The sequence below is a fragment of the Anoxybacillus ayderensis genome (assembly GCF_000833605.1).
GTDB classification, from domain to species: domain Bacteria; phylum Bacillota; class Bacilli; order Bacillales; family Anoxybacillaceae; genus Anoxybacillus; species Anoxybacillus ayderensis.
In genome coordinates this window covers 205,205-226,626 of record NZ_JXTG01000003.1, presented here as the reverse complement: position 1 = coordinate 226,626, position 21,422 = coordinate 205,205, and the positions used below count along the sequence as shown (strand labels likewise).

At 40.4% G+C, this 21,422-nt stretch carries 25 protein-coding genes and 1 tRNA gene; 20 read left to right on the top strand and 6 right to left on the bottom strand.

Translation table 11 applies throughout. The features are described from left to right. The first annotated feature begins 9 nt into the window (after positions 1 to 9). Together JV16_RS05475 and JV16_RS05470 are read left to right on the top strand one after the other, a co-directional pair. On the top strand, positions 10 to 843 hold the full coding sequence (locus JV16_RS05475; RefSeq protein WP_042534649.1) for a carbohydrate ABC transporter permease: 834 nt from the start codon (positions 10 to 12) through the stop codon (positions 841 to 843). A 90-nt stretch (positions 844 to 933) separates the two neighbouring features. Then, the gene (locus JV16_RS05470) at positions 934 to 1,974 is read left to right on the top strand and encodes a LacI family DNA-binding transcriptional regulator (protein ID WP_042534647.1); all 1,041 of its coding nucleotides are present in this window, start codon (positions 934 to 936) and stop codon (positions 1,972 to 1,974) included. A gap of 37 nt (positions 1,975 to 2,011) precedes the next feature. Here JV16_RS05470 and JV16_RS05465 read toward each other — a convergent pair whose 3' ends face one another. Both JV16_RS05465 and JV16_RS05460 read right to left on the bottom strand, forming a co-directional pair. Then, positions 2,012 to 2,332 carry an ArsR/SmtB family transcription factor gene (locus tag JV16_RS05465; protein ID WP_035047942.1) on the bottom strand — a complete coding sequence of 107 codons (321 nt, stop codon included), beginning with the start codon at positions 2,330 to 2,332 and terminating at the stop codon, positions 2,012 to 2,014. 3 nt (positions 2,333 to 2,335) lie between these two features. After that, complete coding sequence (locus JV16_RS05460) at positions 2,336 to 2,752, bottom strand: SRPBCC family protein (RefSeq protein WP_042534645.1); 417 nt, start codon at positions 2,750 to 2,752, stop codon at positions 2,336 to 2,338. Positions 2,753 to 3,352: 600 nt separating this feature from the next. Between JV16_RS05460 and JV16_RS05455 the strand changes: the two genes are divergently transcribed. After that, positions 3,353 to 3,426 (top strand) — tRNA-Gly (locus JV16_RS05455). Positions 3,427 to 3,506: 80 nt separating this feature from the next. Here the strand turns inward: JV16_RS05455 and JV16_RS05450 are convergent. Next, positions 3,507 to 4,169, bottom strand: coding sequence for a B3/B4 domain-containing protein (locus JV16_RS05450; RefSeq protein WP_042534643.1), 663 nt, complete (start codon positions 4,167 to 4,169; stop codon positions 3,507 to 3,509). A 60-nt stretch (positions 4,170 to 4,229) separates the two neighbouring features. Between JV16_RS05450 and queG the strand changes: the two genes are divergently transcribed. The 14 genes from queG (at position 4,230) to JV16_RS05380 (ending at position 16,536) form a co-directional block, all read left to right on the top strand. After that, positions 4,230 to 5,366, top strand: coding sequence for a tRNA epoxyqueuosine(34) reductase QueG (gene queG / locus JV16_RS05445; RefSeq protein ID WP_042534642.1), 1,137 nt, complete (start codon positions 4,230 to 4,232; stop codon positions 5,364 to 5,366). Positions 5,367 to 5,423: 57 nt separating this feature from the next. Further along, positions 5,424 to 6,281 (top strand): amidase domain-containing protein, encoded by an 858-nt coding sequence (locus tag JV16_RS05440; protein ID WP_042534640.1) that lies wholly within the window; start codon positions 5,424 to 5,426, stop codon positions 6,279 to 6,281. Positions 6,282 to 6,292: 11 nt separating this feature from the next. Further along, positions 6,293 to 6,766: a tRNA (uridine(34)/cytosine(34)/5-carboxymethylaminomethyluridine(34)-2'-O)-methyltransferase TrmL gene (gene trmL / locus JV16_RS05435; RefSeq protein ID WP_009373579.1), complete on the top strand. Its 474-nt coding sequence runs from the start codon at positions 6,293 to 6,295 to the stop codon at positions 6,764 to 6,766. Positions 6,767 to 7,047: 281 nt separating this feature from the next. Further along, the gene (locus tag JV16_RS05430) at positions 7,048 to 8,943 is read left to right on the top strand and encodes a PrkA family serine protein kinase (RefSeq protein ID WP_042534638.1); all 1,896 of its coding nucleotides are present in this window, start codon (positions 7,048 to 7,050) and stop codon (positions 8,941 to 8,943) included. A gap of 220 nt (positions 8,944 to 9,163) precedes the next feature. Next, positions 9,164 to 10,324, top strand: a complete 1,161-nt coding sequence (yhbH, locus tag JV16_RS05425; RefSeq protein ID WP_042534636.1) for a sporulation protein YhbH — start codon at positions 9,164 to 9,166, stop codon at positions 10,322 to 10,324. A 144-nt stretch (positions 10,325 to 10,468) separates the two neighbouring features. Then, positions 10,469 to 10,768, top strand: a complete 300-nt coding sequence (locus JV16_RS05420; RefSeq protein WP_021095472.1) for a rhodanese-like domain-containing protein — start codon at positions 10,469 to 10,471, stop codon at positions 10,766 to 10,768. Positions 10,769 to 10,779: 11 nt separating this feature from the next. Beyond that, positions 10,780 to 11,355 carry a sulfurtransferase TusA family protein gene (locus JV16_RS05415; RefSeq protein WP_021095473.1) on the top strand — a complete coding sequence of 192 codons (576 nt, stop codon included), beginning with the start codon at positions 10,780 to 10,782 and terminating at the stop codon, positions 11,353 to 11,355. Then, positions 11,352 to 11,747, top strand: a complete 396-nt coding sequence (locus JV16_RS05410) for a DsrE/DsrF/DrsH-like family protein (protein ID WP_009362055.1) — start codon at positions 11,352 to 11,354, stop codon at positions 11,745 to 11,747. Before JV16_RS05415 ends, JV16_RS05410 begins: the two co-directional genes overlap by 4 nt. A gap of 11 nt (positions 11,748 to 11,758) precedes the next feature. Next, positions 11,759 to 11,986 (top strand): sulfurtransferase TusA family protein, encoded by a 228-nt coding sequence (locus tag JV16_RS05405; RefSeq protein WP_009362054.1) that lies wholly within the window; start codon positions 11,759 to 11,761, stop codon positions 11,984 to 11,986. A 48-nt stretch (positions 11,987 to 12,034) separates the two neighbouring features. Continuing rightward, on the top strand, positions 12,035 to 12,811 hold the full coding sequence (locus tag JV16_RS05400; RefSeq protein ID WP_021095474.1) for a sulfite exporter TauE/SafE family protein: 777 nt from the start codon (positions 12,035 to 12,037) through the stop codon (positions 12,809 to 12,811). A gap of 82 nt (positions 12,812 to 12,893) precedes the next feature. Further along, positions 12,894 to 13,127, top strand: coding sequence for a glutaredoxin family protein (locus JV16_RS05395; protein ID WP_021095475.1), 234 nt, complete (start codon positions 12,894 to 12,896; stop codon positions 13,125 to 13,127). Positions 13,128 to 13,179: 52 nt separating this feature from the next. Continuing rightward, positions 13,180 to 14,313, top strand: coding sequence for an MBL fold metallo-hydrolase (locus JV16_RS05390; protein WP_021095476.1), 1,134 nt, complete (start codon positions 13,180 to 13,182; stop codon positions 14,311 to 14,313). Positions 14,314 to 14,465: 152 nt separating this feature from the next. After that, positions 14,466 to 15,152 carry a zinc metallopeptidase gene (locus tag JV16_RS05385; RefSeq protein ID WP_042534634.1) on the top strand — a complete coding sequence of 229 codons (687 nt, stop codon included), beginning with the start codon at positions 14,466 to 14,468 and terminating at the stop codon, positions 15,150 to 15,152. Between the two features lie 46 nt (positions 15,153 to 15,198). Continuing rightward, entirely contained in the window at positions 15,199 to 16,536 is a 1,338-nt protein-coding gene (locus JV16_RS05380; protein ID WP_042534674.1) for a hemolysin family protein, read from the top strand. Here the strand turns inward: JV16_RS05380 and JV16_RS05375 are convergent. Further along, on the bottom strand, positions 16,531 to 17,442 hold the full coding sequence (locus tag JV16_RS05375; protein WP_042534632.1) for an RluA family pseudouridine synthase: 912 nt from the start codon (positions 17,440 to 17,442) through the stop codon (positions 16,531 to 16,533). The genes JV16_RS05380 and JV16_RS05375 overlap by 6 nt on opposite strands. Positions 17,443 to 17,547: 105 nt before the next feature. Between JV16_RS05375 and JV16_RS05370 the strand changes: the two genes are divergently transcribed. Then, positions 17,548 to 17,937: a DUF5365 family protein gene (locus JV16_RS05370; RefSeq protein WP_042534630.1), complete on the top strand. Its 390-nt coding sequence runs from the start codon at positions 17,548 to 17,550 to the stop codon at positions 17,935 to 17,937. Positions 17,938 to 17,960: 23 nt separating this feature from the next. Here JV16_RS05370 and JV16_RS05365 read toward each other — a convergent pair whose 3' ends face one another. Next, positions 17,961 to 18,425 carry a thioredoxin family protein gene (locus JV16_RS05365; protein WP_042534628.1) on the bottom strand — a complete coding sequence of 155 codons (465 nt, stop codon included), beginning with the start codon at positions 18,423 to 18,425 and terminating at the stop codon, positions 17,961 to 17,963. Continuing rightward, positions 18,422 to 18,850: a disulfide oxidoreductase gene (locus JV16_RS05360; protein ID WP_042534626.1), complete on the bottom strand. Its 429-nt coding sequence runs from the start codon at positions 18,848 to 18,850 to the stop codon at positions 18,422 to 18,424. Before JV16_RS05360 ends, JV16_RS05365 begins: the two co-directional genes overlap by 4 nt. A gap of 157 nt (positions 18,851 to 19,007) precedes the next feature. Between JV16_RS05360 and JV16_RS05355 the strand changes: the two genes are divergently transcribed. Continuing rightward, positions 19,008 to 19,409 (top strand): CBS domain-containing protein, encoded by a 402-nt coding sequence (locus tag JV16_RS05355; protein WP_084220274.1) that lies wholly within the window; start codon positions 19,008 to 19,010, stop codon positions 19,407 to 19,409. A gap of 259 nt (positions 19,410 to 19,668) precedes the next feature. Next, on the top strand, positions 19,669 to 21,408 hold the full coding sequence (locus JV16_RS05350; protein ID WP_021095483.1) for a phospho-sugar mutase: 1,740 nt from the start codon (positions 19,669 to 19,671) through the stop codon (positions 21,406 to 21,408). Positions 21,409 to 21,422: the final 14 nt, after the last annotated feature.

The window sequence follows — 21,422 nt, the reverse complement described above, 5'->3', positions numbered from 1 at the left end:
TGAATAAAGATGTTACGTAAAAAAGGATTTGTGAATAAAGTAACAATCCATGTGTTGTTAATTATCGGTGCGTTACTATCTGTTTTTCCGTTGTACTGGATGTTTGTCATGGCAACGCAGCCGAACCATGTCATTAACAAATTACCACCAGCTGTTGTGCCGGGAGATAAGCTAGTAGAAAACTTTCGAAACGTATTAGAAAACGTCGACTTTTTCGGGGCGATGTGGAACTCTTTTGTTGTTGCTAGCTTAACGACGCTGGGGGTGTTATTCTTTAGTTCTTTAGCAGGCTTTGCATTTGCTAAGTTGCAGTTTAAAGGGCGAGAAAAGCTGTTTGCTGTCATTTTAATTACGATGATGATTCCGCCACAATTAGGATTAATCCCGCAATATTTCATTATTACAAAGTTAGGTTGGTTAAACGATTTAAAAGCAATTATCATTCCAGGTTTAGTGAATGCGTTCGGTATTTTCTGGATGCGTCAATATATTAAAGATGCGATTCCTGATGAATTGATTGAAGCAGCAAAAATTGATGGATGCAGTATATTCCGTGTATATTGGAATATCGTTGTTCCTTCGATTTTACCAGCTTTTGCGACGCTTGGTATTTTAACATTTATGTTCGTATGGAACGATTTCTTATGGCCGTTAACTGTGTTAAGAGACGAGTCAAGCTACACGATTCAAATTGCTATTCGTGCTCTTCAAGACGCATACGTGAAAGACTATGGCATGATTTTATCGGGAACATTTTGGGCAACATTGCCTTTAGTCGTCGTATTTTTAATGTTTAATAAGTTGTTCATTTCAAGCTTGACGCAAGGATCGGTCAAACAATAGTGACATAGCCGCTAACTAAAGCGCATTCATTTTTAACAGAAAATTTATGTTATAATAAGGGCAAGATTAATGAAGGTAAGAAGGGATCGTATGAAAATTACCATTAAAGAAATTGCAAAATTAGCGGGTGTGTCACCAGGTACGGTATCAAAAGTATTAAATAACTATCATGATGTCGGTGAAGAAACAAAAAAAAGAGTGTTGGAAATTATGGAGCAGACCGGGTATGTGGCTGCTCGCATTCAAAAAGATACCGCTCATAAGTCGAGAGTAGTTGGTGTTATTTACGCCGGGGAGATCAATGCCGATTTTAACCATCCATTCTTTATTGAAGTGATGAACTCTTTCAAGAAAACAATGGGAATGTTCGGTTATGACCTCCTCTTCTTTTCAAACGAACAATTTGAAGAAGGGGAGGAAGATTATTATGAGCGTTCGATGCGCTATAAAGTAGATGGAGTAATCATTATTAGTGGTGAAAAAGTGCAGCCATCTATTTATCGTTTAGACATGAGCGACATCCCATGTATCGGGATAGATATTCCGCTTGAAGGGAATCGTTCTGCGTACATTATGACAGATAACTATAAAATTTCTGCGAAAGTAGTAGAGCATTTTTACTTATGTGGCTATCGGAATATCGGCTACATTGGTGGTTTGCCGGGCGCGCAAGTGACAAAAATTCGCGAACAAGGATTTCGTAATACAATGAAGGAATTTGGGTTAACGATTCATGAAGAGTGGTTTGCCGAAGGGGATTTCTTTATGGAAAGTGGCTATGAGGCGATGAAAAAAATATTGCGCTCGTCACATCATCCTGAAGCGGTATTTGCAGCATCGGATTTAATGGCATTTGGTGCAATGAAAGCGGTGAAGGAACACGGGTTAAAAATACCTGAAGATATTGCGATCGTTGGGTGCGATGATATTGATGCATGCAATTATACCGATCCCCCTTTAACTTCCGTTCGTCAAGATAAAGAGAAAATCGGACGGCTTGCTGCATATATGTTAAGGGATATTATACACCGCCAATTTCAGCCGAAAGCGGTTATGGTTGAACCGGAATTGATTATTCGTGAATCTTGTGGGAGCAATCGATTGTACGGATTAATGTCTGGGAAGATGTAAGCAAGGAAAAGCCCCCTATCGTTACAAACATAGGGGGTTACTCATTTTCAACAACATGTTTTAAAATAGATAGTTTATTTTCCCAAAAACGTTCATAAAATGACAGCCATTGCTTTAATTCTGTTAACGGTTCAGGATGGAGATGATAAATTTTTTCTCGTCCTGATTTTCGACTTTGGACTAAATTTGCTTCGGCGAGAATGTTTAAATGTTTAGTAATAGCCGTACGGCTAATTGGAAAATGCGCTGCAATCGCAGAGATCGGTAATTCTTTTTTTTCTGCCAACAAACGTAAGACATCTCTTCTTGTTTTGTCTGCAATTGCTTGAAAAACATCATGCTTTTTTGTTGGCTCCACGTATTATGCCACAACCTTTCGAAGCTTTTCTAAAATTCCTGTCCATCCGTTTGCCATACGATCACGAACAATAGATTGTTTTTCATTTGCTTTCGGAAGGATATCGTCTGCGCTTCCCCATCCTCCATGAACAAGAGTAAATTCTGTTTTGTCGCCTAAGTCTTTCAACATGAAGGAAACGATCCATCCGTCTTTATCCCATGAAAAAGAAAGAAGATGAGGCTTCTCCACTTTTAACACTTTACATGGAGAAAGTCCAAAAGGGGTTTGTAAGTGAAACTCATGTCCTTCAATCGCCTGAAAATCATTTGGCATAAACCATGAGGCAATTCCTTCGGATGTAGAAACAATGTCCCATACTTTTTGAATTGGCGCTTCGATGATCATCGTTTGTTGGATATCTTGCACTTTTTGGCTCATCAATGATCCTCCTCAGATATATAACCTTTTGGTTTCATTTAGATTATATGAAACCTTTAGGTGTTATGTCAAATTTCTTCTTCATTCGTCACATGCACCATGTTTATTATTGTCTCGATATGTATAAATTTTATCGGGAAAATAGATGATGTTTTTGAAAAAGTTTTGAACAGAGTATTGACTTGTCACAGGGGAGTCGATATAATGTAAAACGTAATTAAAAAACAGGGATTCCTGTTTTTTATTTTTGCATCTTATTCGACAAATTTCTACTTTTTCTGCATGTGCGGGTGTAGTTTAGTGGTAAAACCTCAGCCACGAGCAACGCATCGTCGAGTAATCGGCGAGTTGCCTCGACGCATCCATCATCATCGAATAAGCGAGTAGAGGAAGAGGCGTGACAAAGCGTAGAAGTAAAAGATGGTTATGTGAGTGATTTATCGTGCGGGTGTAGTTTAGTGGTAAAACCTCAGCCACGAGCGACACATCGTCGAGTAATCGGCGAGTTGCCTCGACGCATCCATCATCATTGAATAAGCGAGTAGAGGAAGAGGCATAGTTGAGCGTGGGAAAAGTCATAGAGAAAAAGCAAGTTGCTATGCGGGTGTAGTTTAGTGGTAAAACCTCAGCCTTCCAAGCTGATGTCGTGGGTTCGATTCCCATCACCCGCTCCATACATACGGGGACAACGCAGTGTTTCGTTTCGAAGATGAACGGGGCATTGCGTTTTTTTATTTCGCTTGCCCCGCATGCATTATTTAACGAGTTGTGTATGTGCTGTACCGCCGTGAATTTGGATAAACATCTCTTTCATCGCTTGTAGCATTTGTTCGCATTGTGTTTCTGTAAATGATGGGAGAAAGTACACGATTTGAATCGCATGTGTTGTTTGTTCCGTAACCATCGTTCGCTTTGAGTCGACGATTGGACTGCCGAATGCCCCTTTAGCGTCTTTTGAGACAAGTTTTCGTTCAAAATTTGTCGTGCGATCATTGATGCCGATATATTCATCTGCTTGTGTACCGATCGTGATCACGATATCTCCTATGAGATGATCTCGGTCATAAATGCCGATCGGTAGTTTATAATATAAGGAAAAAAAGTTATTGACATCAGCAGCTGAATGAATGGATGGAATAAAAGTTTGCTTTTGTACGCGCCGAAGCAAACTTTCCGATGACGGACGGTATCGGCTTGCATCTGTGCCAATTTGTTTAAATACAGACCGCCATTCTTTCACTTCTGGCCATTCAGCTAACGGAGTTTGTTCCATATCAAAATATAACAGCTCTTGAAATTGACGAAGTTTCCCCTTTAACATGCTAGGAGATGGCCCGGCGACGATGTGTTCATATGTAAGCACTCCGATTTTAAAATGAGGAATATGTTGTTTAATGCTGTCACAAATGGTTAACATATCGTTCACTCCTTTTTCTTTACATTGTAACATAAACAAAGTGGGAAGGAGGGATGGGAGATGGACGTTGAAGCACTAAAGGAAGAAATCATTCAATATAGCCGAACGATCGGCATTGATAAAATCGGTTTTGCAAGTGCTGATCCGTTTTTTGAATTAAAAGAAAGGTTGCGTCAGCAGCAACAACTTGGTTATCAATCAGGATTTGAAGAGCCTGACATTGAAAAGCGGACAACCCCATCTTTATTGCTTCCAGAAGCACGTTCTATTATCGCTATCGCCCTTGCATATCCGTCAAAATTAAAAAATGCTCCACGAAGTACAAAAAAAGAGCGTCGCGGAATTTTTTGTCGAGCATCTTGGGGGCGAGATTACCACGTCATTTTGCGCGAGCGGCTGCAAAAATTAGAACAATTTATTTTAGAACGCGTGCCAGATGCAAAAGTGAAATCAATGGTTGATACAGGAGAATTGGCAGATCGTGCGGTCGCGGAACGGGCAGGGATCGGATGGAGTGGAAAAAATTGCTCGATTATTACACATGAATTTGGTTCATACGTTTATTTAGGTGAAATGATTACGAATATCCCATTTCCTCCAGATACGCCAATTGAAGACGAATGTGGGACGTGCACGCGCTGCATTGATGCTTGTCCGACAGGAGCGCTTGTACAAGGCGGACAGTTGAATGCACAGCGGTGCATTGCCTTTTTAACGCAAACGAAAACGTTTATCCCTGATGAATTTCGCGATAAAATCGGAAACCGATTGTATGGGTGTGATACGTGTCAACTCGTTTGTCCGAAAAATAAGGGAAAAGACTTTCACTTCCATCCAGAGATGGAGCCAGATCCAGAGATTGTGAAGCCTTTATTAAAACCGCTTCTTCGTATGACAAATCGTCAGTTTAAAGAAACATTTGGACATATATCTGGCGCATGGCGCGGGAAAAAACCGATTCAACGGAATGCGATCATTGCATTAGCCCACTATAAAGATGAAAGCGCAATTGATGATTTATTCACGTTGCTTCGCGAAGATTCACGTCCAGTCATTCGCGGAACGGCCGCGTGGGCGCTTGGGAAAATCGGGAATCGTAAAGTTGTGCCGATGCTACAACAAGCGAAACAAAGGGAACAAGATGAAGACGTCATTCGTGAAATCGAAAAAGCATTAGCGATGTTTGAAAACGTGTAGTCGTTTTTCGTCCGTTTATGACATAACGTAATAAAAAACGAAAAAGTGGGGAACGGAATGAGAAAACAACTGCACGATCTTCTTCATGAACGCATTCGTCATTTTTTTGTCAGCGACGTGGCAGATGAAGAAATGGAACGAAAAAGAAAGCTGCTGGCTAAGCGGAATGCAAAGCTTGTGAAATGTGAAGGAAAAGGTACAATTATCGAAAAAAAGTACATTGCTCCGCATACGTTCGTTCGCTATGTTGTTCATTTTCGTTTTTTCATTTGGCAAAGCGGATGGATGTATGTTGAAGAACAACAAGAGGTACGCGAAGCTGTATTCGAGGGGCGGGAACTTGTTAGCCATCGCCTTGTTTTACCAATGATTGAAACAGAACAAATCGAAAAGAAAGAAGAACGTGATGATGATGAACGCATCCGTTATACGTATGATCGACTAGCAGCCGTTCGGTATGCTGAAATATGGTGGAACGATCATAACCCCGCGTTTCATACATTTCCCGTGGATTGTACAAATTTTGTTTCACAATGTTTGCATGCAGGCGGCATTCCGATGATGGGCTATCCAAATAAAACAAAAGGATGGTGGATGCGCAAAAACGATTGGAGCTATACGTGGACGGTCGCACATGCGTTTCGTTGGTATTTAAGCGGATCGAAAACGGGCATTCAAGCTATTGAAAAAAAATCACCAGAACAGTTGTCTCTCGGTGATGTCATTTGTTATGATTTTCAAGGGGACGGTCGATTTGATCATACGACGATCGTCGTCGCCAAAGATAAACAAGGGATGCCGCTTGTAAATGCCCATACGTCCAATAGTCGCATGCGTTATTGGTCGTATGAAGATTCCACGGCTTATACGCCAAATATTCAATATAAATTTTTTCATATTATTGATCATGCATAGGGGTGAAGAACGTGGCTTTACATGTCGTTTTATATCAACCAGAAATTCCAGCGAATACGGGCAATATTGCACGTACATGTGCAGCAACAGGAACGTCTTTACATTTAATTCGTCCACTCGGATTTTCAACGGATGACAAAATGTTGAAGCGTGCCGGATTAGATTATTGGGAATATGTAGATATTCACTATTACGATTCATTACAAGAGCTTTTTGATAAATATAAAGAAGGCGAATTTTTCTTTATTACAAAGTTTGGTCAAACATATTACACATCGTTTGACTATAGTGATCAAACGAAAGATTACTTTTTCGTTTTCGGTCGAGAGACGAGCGGTTTGCCAAAAGACTTAATCGAAAACAATATGGAACGTTGTTTACGCATTCCAATGAACGAATACGTTCGCTCACTCAATTTATCGAACACAGCAGCCATTCTTGTATATGAGGCGTTAAGACAACAAAACTTTCCAAATGTATTTTAAGCGACTTTCGAATGAAAGTCGCTTAATTTTTTACTTCCGGCTTATCGTTATATCCTGCTGTGAAGATCGCAGCCAAGAAGGCGAAAATGACGCCAAGAACAAGAAGTGTTTTCATATGAAATCTCCTCCCTTATGAAGTGACAATAAAATGTCCACGCTTTCATTATAGCTTAATTGTATAGAGGGATGAAAGTCATACTTTCACGAATGATTACGGACATCCTTGCATACATATGGTATTAATCATGACGCTAGACATCAAAGGTGGAGGAGGTCCGTGTATGGACATTTTAAAAAAAATACAAAAATATAGAGAAGAAGAACAAAAATTAAAGTGGGAAGGGACATTTGCGGAGTACTTGGAAATCGTAAAAGAAAAGCCGTGGGTAGCTCAGTCTGCTCATTCTCGCGTTTACAATATGATTAAAGATGCCGGGGTAGAAGAAATAGACGGAAAGAAAAAATACAACTTTTTTAGCGGGCAATTGTTTGGACTTGAGGAAGCGTTAGAGCGGCTTGTGGAAGAATATTTTCATCCAGCTGCTAAACGTTTAGATGTTCGAAAGCGCATTTTGTTGTTAATGGGACCGGTAAGCGGCGGAAAATCAACGCTTGTGACGATGTTAAAGCGAGGGCTTGAGGCGTATTCATATACGGATCGTGGCGCCGTATATGCCATTAAAGGATGTCCGATGCATGAAGATCCGCTTCATTTAATTCCGCACAACTTGCGCGATGAGTTTTATAAAGAGTATGGCATTCGTATCGAAGGAAATTTGTCGCCATTAAATATGATGCGGCTTGAAAAAGAATATGGTGGGCGCATTGAAGATGTGATGGTCGAACGCATCTTTTTCTCAGAAGATAAGCGCGTTGGAATTGGGACGTTTAGCCCATCCGATCCGAAGTCGCAAGACATTGCTGATTTAACCGGAAGCATTGATTTTTCTACGATTGCTCAATATGGGTCAGAATCGGATCCGCGCGCATATCGCTTTGATGGGGAGTTAAACAAAGCAAATCGCGGCATTATGGAATTTCAAGAAATGTTAAAGTGCGATGAAAAGTTTTTATGGCATTTGCTTTCTTTAACGCAAGAAGGAAACTTTAAAGCAGGACGTTTTGCGCTTATTAGTGCCGATGAATTGATTGTTGCTCACACGAACGAAACAGAGTATCGTTCATTTATTGCGAATAAAAAGAACGAGGCGCTTCATTCGCGCATTATCGTTATGCCAATTCCATATAACTTAAAAGTGTCAGAAGAAGAACGCATTTATGAAAAAATGATTCGTGAAAGCGATGTGGCGGACGTGCATATTGCACCGCATACGCTTCGGGTAGCCGCGATGTTTACGATTTTAACGCGTTTGAAAGAGCCGAAACGTGGCGATATTGACCTTGTGAAAAAAATGCGCTTGTATGACGGTGAGCTTGTCGAAGGATTTAATGAAGTCGATGTAGAGGAATTGAAAAAAGAATATCCGGATGAAGGAATGAGCGGCATTGATCCACGCTATGTCATTAATCGCATTTCGTCTTGTATTATTCGGAAAGAAGTGCCGTCCATTAATGCGCTAGATGTATTACGGGCATTGAAGGAAGGATTAGAGCATCACCCGTCTATTTCAAAAGAAGATCGGGAACGTTATTTAAACTTCATTTCGATTGCGCGAAAAGAATACGACGAAATTGCAAAGCGTGAAGTGCAAAAAGCGTTTGTTTATTCGTATGAAGAATCGGCGAAAACGTTGATGGACAATTATTTAGATAATGTGGAAGCATACTGCAACAAAGCGAAAATTCGCGATCCGTTAACGGGAGAAGAAATGAATCCAGATGAAAAGTTAATGCGATCGATTGAAGAACAAATCGGCATTTCAGAAAATGCGAAAAAGGCGTTCCGTGAAGAAATTTTAATTCGCATTTCGGCATATGCGCGCAAAGGTCAGCGCTTTGATTATAATTCACATGAACGGTTACGCGAAGCGATTCAGAAAAAGCTATTTGCCGATTTAAAAGACATCGTCAAAATTACGACATCAACGAAAACACCGGATGAACAACAACTAAAGAAAATTAATGAAGTTGTCGCTCGTTTAATTGACGAGTACGGTTACAATTCCACTTCGGCAAATGAGTTGCTTCGTTATGTCGGAAGTTTATTAAACAGATAAGCATGCCGCACTTGGCATGCTTTGTTTTATCATCTTAGAAAACAGGCTTGTCCAATGAAAAAGGATTAGAGCAATTTTCGAAATCATTTGTCAATTTTTTTCGTTCGCTGCATAGGATAAAGTAACCAACCATTCATTCATTATTTTTCAAAGCCAACATATTGTATGCGAGGAAAAGGGAAAGTGTGCATCATTATTTTACATGTAGGAGGGGAAAAAAATGAGTAGAAACTTCGTTGTGTCAAAAGAAGATTGGTCCCTCCATCGAAAAGGCCACGATGATCAAAAACGGCACGAAGAAAAGGTGAAAGAAGCGATTAAAAATAATCTTGGCGACTTAATTACAGAAGAAAGCATTATTATGTCAAATGGTCGCGATGTCATAAAAATACCGATTCGTTCGTTAGATGAATATAAAATTCGTTATAACTATGACAAAAATAAACATGTCGGCCAAGGCGATGGGGACAGTCAAGTTGGCGATGTGATTGCGCGCGACGGTTCTGGCGACGGTCAAAAAGGACCAGGAAAAGGTCAAGGAGCAGGTGATATAGCAGGGCAAGACTATTATGAAGCAGAAGTGTCTTTAATGGAATTAGAAGAAGCTTTGTTTAGTCAATTGGAACTTCCAGATTTAAAGAAAAAGCAACACGCAGATCACGTTGTTCAACATATCGAATTTAATGATATTCGTCGAACAGGATTAATGGGAAATATTGATAAGAAAAAAACGATGATGGCTGCGTTTAAACGAAATGCATTAAGCGGTAATCCAAGCTTTTATCCAATTTATCCAGAAGATTTAAAATTTAAAACGTGGAATGAAGTCATCAAGCCAGATTCAAAAGCAGTTGTCATTGCGATGATGGATACGAGCGGATCGATGGGCGTATGGGAAAAGTATATGGCTAGAAGTTTCTTCTTTTGGATGACAAGATTTTTGCGCACGAAATATGAAACAGTCGATATTGTTTTTATCGCTCATCATACCGAAGCAAAAATCGTAACAGAAGAAGAATTTTTCACAAAAGGAGAAAGCGGTGGAACCATTTGTTCATCAGCGTATCGCAAAGCGCTAGAAGTGATTGAAACAAAATACTCCCCGACAAAATATAATATTTATCCGTTCCATTTTTCCGATGGCGATAATTTAACGTCTGATAACGCTCGCTGTGTCAAACTTGTGCAAGAGTTAATGAAAGTATCGAATATGTTTGGATACGGGGAAGTGAATCAGTACAATCGTCATTCTACGCTCATGTCAGCGTACAAACATATTAAAGATGAAAAATTTCGCTATTACATTTTAAAACAAAAATCGGATGTGTTGCAGGCGATGAGAAACTTTTTCCGAAAAGAAGAACAGAAAACGCTTGTTTAAACCCTTGTGTGATACAAGGTTTTTTTTTGCGAAAAAACAGTTGACAAACGGGTGGGGGTTTTGTAATATACTCATAGAGGTAATGGTAATAACTTATTTTTTTACGACGAAATATACCCTTATGAGTATAGAGAGGTGAGGAAAATGAAACATATCTCCCCACAAGAACTAGAGCAACAATTAAAAGAGGGGCGTGCACTTAGCATTATTGACGTGCGCGAATATGAAGAAGTGGCGCATGGGAAAATTCCAGGCGCACGCCACATTCCGCTCGGTCAATTGCTTGAGCGAATGAATGAATTTGATAAAAATGAGGAGCATATTCTCGTTTGTCGCTCAGGAAATCGAAGTGGTATGGCTTGTCAGTTGTTAGAAAGCTACGGATACCAAGTCGTGAATATGACGGGTGGTATGCTTGAGTGGACAGGTGAGATCGAACGATAGGAGGGAATCGAATGAATGTAGATCTTGTCGTTGATGCGCGTGGGCTATCTTGTCCAATGCCGATCGTTCGCACGAAAAAGGCAATGGAACAGCTACAACCTGGCCAAGTGCTGGAAGTGCAAGCAACGGACAAAGGATCGCTTGCCGATATTCAAGGCTGGGCAAAAAACACAGGGCATCAATATATCGGCACGATTGAAGAAGGGGATGTACTCAAACATTATCTTCGTAAAGCGAATCCGACAGAAAGCAAAGAGGAAACGAAATATCCTCACGTTGTCGCGTTAGACGAATTGCAAAAGAAAGTAGAAAACAATGAACAAGTATTTATTTTAGACGTACGCGAAGAAGCGGAATATGTGTTTGGACATATTCCAGGAGCGTATCATATTCCGCTCGGACAGCTGTCCGAACGAATGAATGAATTAAATAAAGATGAGACGATTTACGTCATTTGTCGAACAGGCAATCGTAGCGATCTCGCTGCGCAACAATTAGCCGAAAAAGGATTCACACATGTATTTAACGTCATTCCGGGTATGACAGAATGGAAAGGAACAATGATTAAAGGAGGAAATGAACAATGAACAAACGTGTAGCAATTATTGCAGCAAATGGTGGATTATTCGATGCATACAAAGTATTTAACATTGCGACAGCAGCGGCAGCAACAGAAGCAGAAGTAGCGATTTTCTTTACATTCGAAGGATTAAATTTAATTCATAAAGAAGCGTATAAGCAATTGCCACTTCCAGAAGGAAAAGAACAAATTCAACAAGGATTTGCTCAAGCGAACGTTCCATCGATCCCTGAGCTTGTAAGCATGGCTCAAGAAATGGGTGTGAAATTTATCGCTTGTCAAATGACAATGGATGTCATGGGATTAACAAAAGAACATTTTGTAGATGGCATCGATGTTGGTGGAGCTGTCACATTCCTCGATTTTGCGAAAGATGCTGACATTACGTTAACGTTCTAAGGAGGAAAAGCATGAAAGCAGATCTTGTCGTTGATGCAAAAGGGTTGGCGTGTCCAATGCCAATCGTTCGTACAAAAAAAGGAATGGATACATTACAATCAGGTCAAGTATTAGAAATTCATGTGACGGATAAAGGAGCTAAAAACGATTTGTCCGCATGGGCAAAATCAGCGGGTCATGAAATGATTGACATGGCCGAAGAAGGCGACGTATTAAAATTTTGGATTCGTAAAGCGTGAGAAGCATCGGGCGTATGTCCCGATGCTTCATACAAGGAGTGAACTAGCATGGACATCGGCTTTATTGTGACGATTTTTCTCATTGGATTTATCGGTTCGTTTATTTCAGGAATGGTTGGAATTGGCGGATCGATCATTAAGTATCCGATGTTGCTCTACATTCCACCGTTGCTTGGCTACGCTGCATTTAGCGCCCATGAAGTATCCGGAATTAGCGCCATTCAAGTATTGTTTGCTACTATTGGGGGCGTTTGGGCGTACCGGAAAGGTGGATATTTAAACAAAACGTTAATTATTTACATGGGAACGAGCATTTTACTCGGTAGTTTCATTGGTGGTTATGGTTCAAAATTAATGAGTGAAGGCGGCATTAATATCGTTTATGCAGTGTTGGCAACAATTGCGGCCATTTTGATGTTCGTTCCGAAAAAAGAAATTGATAACATTCCACTCGATCAAGTGACATTTAATAAGTGGCTCGCTGCTGCATTAGCATTTATTGTCGGAGTGAGCGCTGGAATTGTTGGAGCCGCTGGTGCATTTATTCTTGTACCAATTATGCTCGTCGTACTAAAAATTCCAACGCGTATGACGATTGCTACATCATTAGCTATTACGTTTATTTCATCAATTGGGGCAACCGTAGGAAAACTGACGACTGGTCAATTTGATTTTTGGACTGCGTTTATTATGGTTGTTGCAAGTTTAATTGCTTCTCCGATCGGAGCAAACGTTGGTAAAAAGGTCAATACAAAACTATTGCAGTTTATTTTAGCTGCACTTATCGTGGCAACAGCTATTAAAATTTGGGTGGACATTTTGTAAAAGATGTTGAAAAATTCATCCTTTATGTTATAATACTCATAGGGGTATATAAAATATCGGAACATAAAGGAGGAATGGTAATATGAAACAAGTAACAGTATATACAACAACGACATGTCCGTATTGTACATTGCTAAAAAACTTTTTAGCTGAACGAGGTATTCCGTTTAAAGAAGTAAACTTACATCATCACCCTGAAGCTGTTAATTACGTTGTTCGCTCGACTGGACAAATGGGCGTGCCACAAACAGAAATTAATGGACGTTGGGTCGTTGGATTTGATCCACAACGAATTATGCAATTGTTACAACAATAATTTTTTTACCTATATAAATACCCTATAAGGTATAAGGAGAGGTGGATATGAAATGACAGTACATGCGTTAACAGCACAACAAATCAATGAGATGATTGTTCATAAAGAACCGTTTTTCTTATTCGATGTTCGCAATGAATCAGATTTTGCAGATTGGAAAATTGAAGGGGAGCACATTGAATATTTAAACGTTCCTTATTTTGAATTAATTGATGGCGTTGAGCCTGTGTTAGAACGCTTACCGAAAGATAAAAAAATTGTCGTCGTTTGCGCAAAAGAAGGATCTTCCATGATGGTCGCTGACATGCTTGCTGAAAAAGGTTTAGAAGTATTTTATTTAAAAGGCGGCATGAAAGCATGGAGTGAATATTTATATCCAGTTGTTGTGTACGAAGATGAAAATATGAAAGTATATCAATTTATTCGTGTCGGTAAAGGGTGCCTTTCTTACATGGTCGTATCAGGCAAAGAGGCGCTTATCGTTGATCCATCTCGATTTATTGATGTATATAAAGAAGTGGCGCAAAAAGAAAACGTAACGATTACACATATCGTTGACTCTCATTTACATGCCGATCACATTTCTGGCGGATATGAATTAGCAAAACAAACAGGAGCAAAATATTATTTAATGAAGAGTGAAGGTGCGGTCTTTGAATTTGAGCCGTTAGAAAATCATGATCGCATCGAATTTGAAAAAGTAAGCTTAGAAGTATTAGCAATTAAAACGCCAGGTCATACCCCAGGTAGTGTATCATTTTTCGTAAACAATAAATTGTTGTTCTCTGGCGATACGATTTTCGTAAGCGGTCTTGGTCGACCAGATCTTGGCGGAAAAGCGCGCGAGTGGGCAAAAGATTTATACGACACAGTGTATAACAAAGTAGCACAAATTGCTGATGATGTTATCGTCCTTCCTGCTCACTATGCAAACTTTGATCAAGAAGTGAATGAACAAGGATATATCGGAAATACGTTAGGAAACATTCGCCAAATGAACGAAATCATGCAAGGGAAAACGGAAGAGGAGTTCGTTGAACATGTGGCGCAATCCGCTTCTTCAGAAACACCACCGAACTTTGAAGACATTATTGCCATCAATCGTGGTGTGAAAGATGCAACGCCAGAGCAGCAACAAGAACTTGAAATCGGTCCGAACCGTTGCGCTGTTCATCATACACACTAAAAACAATTTTATTTAGCCTCGCGATTTGCGAGGTTTTTTTCGATTTTGTGAAACTTTTTGGACACAATAGTCGTATATAACGTATGTAGAGGTATTCTCTTTCATTTTCGGCTATTTTCCATTAAAATATAAAATAACGGAGGGATGATATTATGTTTTTTCACCCAATGGATTTTCTCATTTTAATCGCCTTCGGGGTATCAATTTGGGCGCAATTTAAAGTGAGAGGAAACTTTAGCAAGTGGTCAGATGTACCTGCTTCCTCTGGTTTAACGGGAGCAGAAGTGGCGCGTCTCATCTTAGATCGCAACGGACTATACGATGTGCCAGTAGAGCTTGTCCCAGGTACGTTGACAGACCATTACGATCCAATTGCTCGGGCCGTTCGTTTATCAGAGCCGGTTTACTATGGCCGCTCGATTGCAGCGGTGTCGGTAGCTGCCCATGAAGTGGGTCATGCGGTGCAACATCAACAAGCATATGGTGCGCTCGTTTTGCGCCATCGTATGTTCCCAATTGTGAATTTGACATCTGGAATGGCTCCATTCCTTCTTCTTGGCGGGTTTTTATTGCAACAGTTTTCGTTAATTGGTTTAGGGATTATTTTGTTCTCGTTTGCTGTAGCGTTTCAAGTCATTACATTGCCGGTTGAGTTTAACGCAAGTTCACGTGCAAAAGATTTTATGATCGCAGAAGGCATTATTCGCAATGAAGAAGAACGTGGGGTAAATAAAGTATTAAATGCCGCGGCATTAACGTATGTTGCTGCAGCGCTTATTTCGGTGTTAGAATTAATCAAGTATATACTTATTTTTGTGCAAGGAAGTAATGAAGATTAATAAATAGGAGGTGGCATCCGCACGCATGTATGCGTGCGGACGTTCGTTGGACATATTTAGTTTATGGATGATCGTTTTTCTTATTGCGCTTACCGGTTTTTTTGTCGCTTCGGAATTTGCCATTGTAAAAGTGCGCCCATCGCGCATTGATCAACTGATTGAAGAAGGTAACAAAAAAGCGGTGGCAGCAAAGCATGTCATCACTCATTTAGATGAGTATTTATCTGCAAATCAACTTGGGATCACCATGACTTCGCTCGGTCTTGGTTGGCTCGGAGAACCGACGGTAGAACGAGCGCTTCGTCCGCTTTTTGACGAATTTCATGTCCCGCCATCATTTGCCCACGGCGCTTCTTTTCTTGTCGCATTTGCGGCGATTACGTTTATTCATGTCGTTGTTGGTGAATTAGCACCGAAGACGATTGCGATTCAAAAGGCCGAAACGATTACGTTATGGGCAGCGCGCCCACTTATGTTATTTTATCGCGTCATGTATCCGTTTATTTGGTTGTTAAATGGGTCTGCGCGTTTCGTCGTTCGTTTATTTGGTTTTCAGCTATCTAATGAACAAGAATTGGCCCATTCTGAGGAAGAGTTGCGTCTTCTGCTGTCGGCCAGTTATAAAAACGGAGAAATTAATCATACGGAATATAAGTATGTGAATAACATTTTCCGTTTTGACGATCGTGTCGCAAAAGAAATTATGGTTCCGCGCAAAGAAATTGTTGCGTTAGATGTCAATGATTCGATGGAACATGTATTGCAAACAATCCGTGAAGAAAAATATACACGTTACCCTGTTATTGATGGCGATAAAGATCATATTCTCGGATTAATAAATGTCAAAGAGTTGTTTACGGATCTTGTTGTAAACTGTCAAGAGCGAAGGGAACTTCGTGAATATATACGCCCGATTATTCAAGTTATTGAAACGATTCCTATTCAAGATTTACTTGTGAAAATGCAAAAAGAGCGCATTCATATGGCAATTTTAGTTGATGAGTACGGCGGGACATCCGGTTTAGTAACGGTTGAAGATATTTTAGAAGAAATTGTCGGGGAAATTCGGGATGAGTTTGATACAGATGAAACTCCGCTTGTTCAAACGATTGATGAAAATCGAACAATTGTGGATGGAAAAGTGCTTATTAGTGAAATTAATGATTTATTCGGCTTAGAAATCGATGATACAGACGTTGATACAATCGGGGGATGGATGTTAACAGAACGTTACAACATTCGCCCAGGAGAGCAAATTGATTGTGGTGATTATACGTTTACAGTCATTCAATTAGACGGTCATCATGTAAAAAAAATTGAAGTGACACGTCGCCCTAAAGCAGTAGATGTAGTGACGGACATGAACGAAGAGGCTGCGTTATAGGAACGCGCCTCTTTTTATATTGCCGAAAATCGTTTCATCAGGTAGGGAAGAACAGGTGATCGGCTCGTTTGTAAACGGATGTGGAAAAGAAAGTGAGATTGCGTGTAACGCTTGTCGATCGATCCACGGTTTTCCCCCATATAACGTATCCCCAACTAATGGATGTCCGATATAGCTCATATGGACGCGAATTTGATGCGTTTTTCCTGTATCAAGCGTCAAGCGAACGAGCGACACATTTTTTTGTTTGTCATATTGGAGACGTTCATAGTGCGTGATCGCCGTATCTCCTGTTTTCGATACGCGACGTCTCGTTGGATGATGACGATCGCGACCGATTGGAGCGTCAATCGTCCCTTTTTTTTGTTTCACATATCCATGAACAAGCGCAACGTATGTGCGATGAATTGTTCGTTCCGCTAAATATTTATCGAGTACAGCGCCAGCAAGCGCATGTTTAGCAAATAAAATGACGCCGCTCGTATCGCGATCAAGGCGATGAATATGCCGAACTTTGCTATAAATTCCTTCACATTGAAAGTGAAAGGCGACTGCATTTGCTAACGTATTTGTTTGGTTTGGCTGCGTCGGATGGACGTCCATATGTGCGGGTTTGTTAACGACAAGCACATGATCGTCTTCAAATACAATATGAAGCGGGAAGTATGTTGGAATCGGTTCAATCGTTTCGTCTTTTATATGTATCCCAATATGATCATTTGGTGAAATGATTGTATGTAAAGGGACGATCTTCTTATTTACTGTCACTCCTTTTGTCATTCGCCATTCATGCAACATTTTTTTAGGAACGAACCATTTTGTTTGAAATGCTTGTTCAAGCGATAGGCCAATCCATGATGATGGCGCTTCAAACATCAGCCAATTTCCTTTTTTTTGTACATTCATTCGTCTCACTCTTTCTATACAATAAATTACCAACACCATAAAGTGCGTTGATATGTTACAATTTCGTTATAGATTAGGAAATGAAATGGAAAAAGGTGAGGTCAATTGAAAACCGTCTATGTTGCTACGGAAGAGCAAAAGCAATATATTCAATCGCTCATTGAGCAATTTTATACATGTATTTTTCCAAAATATTTCACAGATCATGAAATTGAAACATTTCAATCGCTTGGCATATTACAGTTTCAATCTTCCACATATGATGGAACGTTAAAAGAGGCGTTTGAGATTATTTCTGCATTACAATCGTTGCAAGCGATTATCGAATTTGCTTCGCTCCATGGCGTTTCTTACTACAATCAATTGTTCCAACGCAATGTGGAACAATTAGTGCGACACGGAATAAGCTTCCCGCTTACACCTGAACATTTTTCACATGAAAAAGATCATTACGTGAGCATATATATGAAACCTGCTCATTCTTGGGTGATGTAAAAAAGCCTTCACAACGAAGGCTTTTATTTTGTTTGTTCAAACCATTTTCGAAATACGTCTTCTTCATAATATCCTTCAATACGTGCGACTTCTTTTCCATTTTTAAAGCGGACAATTGTTGGTGTCGCTTCAATGTGATATTCATCCCATCCTTCTTCAAATTCAAGGAGGTTAAATTGCTTTAAGTCGATGCCCATTTCTTTCGCTAACGGCACAACGATTGGCGTTGTTTTTTTACAAAATTCACACGTTGAGCTGTAAAAGTAAACGGTCATCGTTTCTTTATTGTTTAATGCTTCTCTTAATTCGTCAGGTAAAATAATGTTTTGATAATTCGGATCGTCAAGAAGGTCGATCGTAGCTGGGTGTAGTTCTTCTTTCCCGAACGGATTTCCTTCCGCTTTTTGTTTTTGCGTATATGATGTAATCCAAGCGAGTGCGCCAAATAAAACGATAATGATAGCGCCGAAAATAAGTAATTTTTTCATCGAATATTCCCTTCTTTCTCCATTTTTATAAGACGATAGCTGATGATGCTAATGAAAATAAAAGCAATAAGTGCTAAAAAGGGAATCGTAATAAACCCGAGCCAGTTTAAATAATCGCCTGTACACGGTACAATACCGCATGATGGAGCAGTATTTCGGAAAAATGTCACTTTTTGAATGAGATAATGATAAGAAGAAATCGTGCCACCGATAACAGATAGCATAAGCGTATAACGAGCGATCGCAAACTCTTTGCGCACAAAAGCCATGCCAAGCAAAAATACTTGCGGATACATAAAAATGCGCTGATACCAACAAAGTTCACATGGGATAAACTTCAATACCTCAGAAAAATAAAGGCTGCCAAGCGTAGCGATGAATGCAACGATCCAAGCGGCTAACAAATGATTTTCTCTCTGCGCCATAATTCCACCTTCTTATTTTTTACTCTTTGTTCATTATAGTACACGAAAAGAAATGATGTAAATTGCGACGATATTTTACTTACATAATGAACAAGCGAACGTGCACAATAAAAAGCGAAAGGGGAGGATCATATTGAATCATACAGTTGAATCGATCATGACGCGCCAAGTAGCAACGGTCACACCAGATCAATCTGTTCAAGAGGCAGCACAATTAATGAATGAACATAATGTTGGCGCTATTCCTGTTGTTGAAAATGGAAAAGTAAAAGGGATCATTACTGACCGTGACATTACCCTTCGTACGACGGCGCAAGGATTAACCCCTTCGACACCTGTTTCACAAGTGATGACAAGTGATGTCGTCACAGGTGCGCCAAACATGAGCGTTGATGAAGCAGCGAAAGTAATGGCCAAAAACCAAATTCGCCGCTTGCCAATCGTACAAAATAATGCGCTTTGTGGCATTGTTGCTTTAGGTGATATCGCCACAAACCAAGCATACGATGAAGCGGCAGAACAAGCGTTATCCGAGATTTCCGAACCTTCATATCATTAAACAAGAAAGGGGCTTCTTTATGAGGAGCTCCTTTTTATAATTAATTAAAGTATAAAATTTCGGATTTAGGGAGCTGTCTAGCTCCAAGCGCCATCGGCTCGAGTCGCTCCGCCCCACACTGCGGCGGCGACAGCCTCCTCGGTGGGGCTTGTGCGCTCTTCGCCGATAGGCGGGCGCTTTGCGCTTTTCGTATTAAAAAAGGAATTTGCATAAAAAAGCGAGAATAAGTTACAATGAGCAACGATATGGAGGGATAAACGTGACTTGGAAAATAATATATGAACGTTGGAAAGAAGCGCAGTTAGATGAAGAGCTACGTGCTCATTTGCAACAACTAGAGCAAGATGAAAAACTGTTAGAAGACTGCTTTTATAAGACGTTAGAGTTCGGCACAGGGGGCATGCGCGGGGAAATTGGACCAGGGACGAATCGAATGAACATATATACGGTGCGAAAAGCATCGGCAGGACTCGCTCGATACATTGCGTCGTTCGGTGAGGAAGCAAAAAAACGAGGGGTGGTCATCGCATACGACTCGCGCCATAAATCGCAACAGTTTGCGATGGAAGCCGCCAAGACGCTTGCGACCTATGGGATTCAAACGTACGTGTTTGATGAGCTTCGCCCGACGCCAGAACTTTCATTTGCCGTACGTCATTTACGTGCCTTTTCGGGTATTGTCATTACCGCAAGCCACAATCCACCGGAGTATAACGGGTATAAAGTATATGGGGAAGATGGGGCACAGTTGCCGCCACATATCGCCGATGTCGTCATTGGGCACGTCAATGCGATTGAAAATGAATGGGAGCTTGAGATTGAGCAAGAAGACGTATTAAAAGAAAAAGGGCTCATTCAAATCATCGGAGCGGAAATTGATGAGGCATACATACAAAAATTAAAGACGATTTCTCTTTCCCCGCAACTTGCTCATGAAGTTGATGTAAACGTTGTTTTTACACCGCTTCATGGCACAGCAAATAAGCTCGTTCAACGCGGATTGAAGGAATTTGGTTATAAAAACGTGTTTGTAGTAAAAGAACAAGAGCAGCCTGACCCGAACTTTTCAACGGTCAAATCGCCGAACCCAGAAGAACATGCCGCGTTTGAATTAGCGATTCAGCTCGGAAAACAAGTGGATGCGGACGTGTTAATTGCCACAGATCCTGATGCCGACCGTTTAGGGATTGCGGTAAAAAATGAACAAGGGGAATACGTCGTTTTAACGGGCAATCAAACAGGTGGATTATTACTTCATTACATTCTTTCACAAAAGAAAGAAAAAGGGATATTGCCGCCAAACGGAATTGTATTTAAAACGATCGTGACGTCTGAATTTGGTCGCGCCATTGCCGAGTCGTTCGATATAAAAACGATGGATACGTTAACAGGATTTAAGTTTATCGGTGAAAAAATTAAACAATATGAACAAACAGGGGAGTACGTATTCCAGTTCGGCTACGAAGAAAGTTACGGCTATTTAATCGGTGATTTTGCGCGTGATAAAGATGCGATTCAAGCCGCCGTTTTAGCTGTTGAAGTGTGCGCGTTTTATAAAAAACGAGGATTATCTTTATACGAAGCGCTTATGCAACTATTTGAGCAATACGGATATTATCAAGAAGGATTGCGTTCACTTACGCTCAAAGGAAAAGAAGGAGCGGAGCGAATTGAGGCGTTATTAGCGACGTTCCGTCATGAGCCGCCAACAGTTGTCGGAAAGCAACGTGTTGTTATTCGCGAAGACTATAAAGCGAGCGAACGAGTGTATGTGGATACAGGAAAAAAAGAAACGATTCATTTGCCGAAGTCGAACGTATTAAAATATGTACTTGAAGATGGATCTTGGTTTTGTGCACGCCCATCTGGCACAGAGCCGAAAATGAAATTTTATTTTGGAGTGAAAGGACGAACGTTGACGGAAGCAAAACAACAACTAGAGCAATTAGAAACAGCCGTCATGGAGCGGGTATATATGTTAACAACTGATAAGGCGTAATGCCTTATCAGTTG

Coding starts and splice junctions, on each gene's coding strand:
- JV16_RS05385 (WP_042534634.1), top strand. CDS start 14,466: ATGTTTTTTCACCCAATGGATTTTCTCATTTTAATCGCCTTCGGGGTA.
- JV16_RS05390 (WP_021095476.1), top strand. CDS start 13,180: ATGACAGTACATGCGTTAACAGCACAACAAATCAATGAGATGATTGTT.
- queG (WP_042534642.1), top strand. CDS start 4,230: ATGGACGTTGAAGCACTAAAGGAAGAAATCATTCAATATAGCCGAACG.
- JV16_RS05420 (WP_021095472.1), top strand. CDS start 10,469: ATGAAACATATCTCCCCACAAGAACTAGAGCAACAATTAAAAGAGGGG.
- JV16_RS05470 (WP_042534647.1), top strand. CDS start 934: ATGAAAATTACCATTAAAGAAATTGCAAAATTAGCGGGTGTGTCACCA.
- JV16_RS05365 (WP_042534628.1), bottom strand. CDS start 18,425: ATGAAAAAATTACTTATTTTCGGCGCTATCATTATCGTTTTATTTGGC.
- JV16_RS05355 (WP_084220274.1), top strand. CDS start 19,008: ATGACGCGCCAAGTAGCAACGGTCACACCAGATCAATCTGTTCAAGAG.
- JV16_RS05375 (WP_042534632.1), bottom strand. CDS start 17,442: ATGAATGTACAAAAAAAAGGAAATTGGCTGATGTTTGAAGCGCCATCA.
- JV16_RS05360 (WP_042534626.1), bottom strand. CDS start 18,850: ATGGCGCAGAGAGAAAATCATTTGTTAGCCGCTTGGATCGTTGCATTC.
- JV16_RS05410 (WP_009362055.1), top strand. CDS start 11,352: ATGAACAAACGTGTAGCAATTATTGCAGCAAATGGTGGATTATTCGAT.
- JV16_RS05405 (WP_009362054.1), top strand. CDS start 11,759: ATGAAAGCAGATCTTGTCGTTGATGCAAAAGGGTTGGCGTGTCCAATG.
- JV16_RS05450 (WP_042534643.1), bottom strand. CDS start 4,169: ATGTTAACCATTTGTGACAGCATTAAACAACATATTCCTCATTTTAAA.
- JV16_RS05460 (WP_042534645.1), bottom strand. CDS start 2,752: ATGAGCCAAAAAGTGCAAGATATCCAACAAACGATGATCATCGAAGCG.
- JV16_RS05395 (WP_021095475.1), top strand. CDS start 12,894: ATGAAACAAGTAACAGTATATACAACAACGACATGTCCGTATTGTACA.
- JV16_RS05430 (WP_042534638.1), top strand. CDS start 7,048: ATGGACATTTTAAAAAAAATACAAAAATATAGAGAAGAAGAACAAAAA.
- JV16_RS05415 (WP_021095473.1), top strand. CDS start 10,780: ATGAATGTAGATCTTGTCGTTGATGCGCGTGGGCTATCTTGTCCAATG.
- JV16_RS05475 (WP_042534649.1), top strand. CDS start 10: ATGTTACGTAAAAAAGGATTTGTGAATAAAGTAACAATCCATGTGTTG.
- yhbH (WP_042534636.1), top strand. CDS start 9,164: ATGAGTAGAAACTTCGTTGTGTCAAAAGAAGATTGGTCCCTCCATCGA.
- JV16_RS05440 (WP_042534640.1), top strand. CDS start 5,424: ATGAGAAAACAACTGCACGATCTTCTTCATGAACGCATTCGTCATTTT.
- JV16_RS05400 (WP_021095474.1), top strand. CDS start 12,035: ATGGACATCGGCTTTATTGTGACGATTTTTCTCATTGGATTTATCGGT.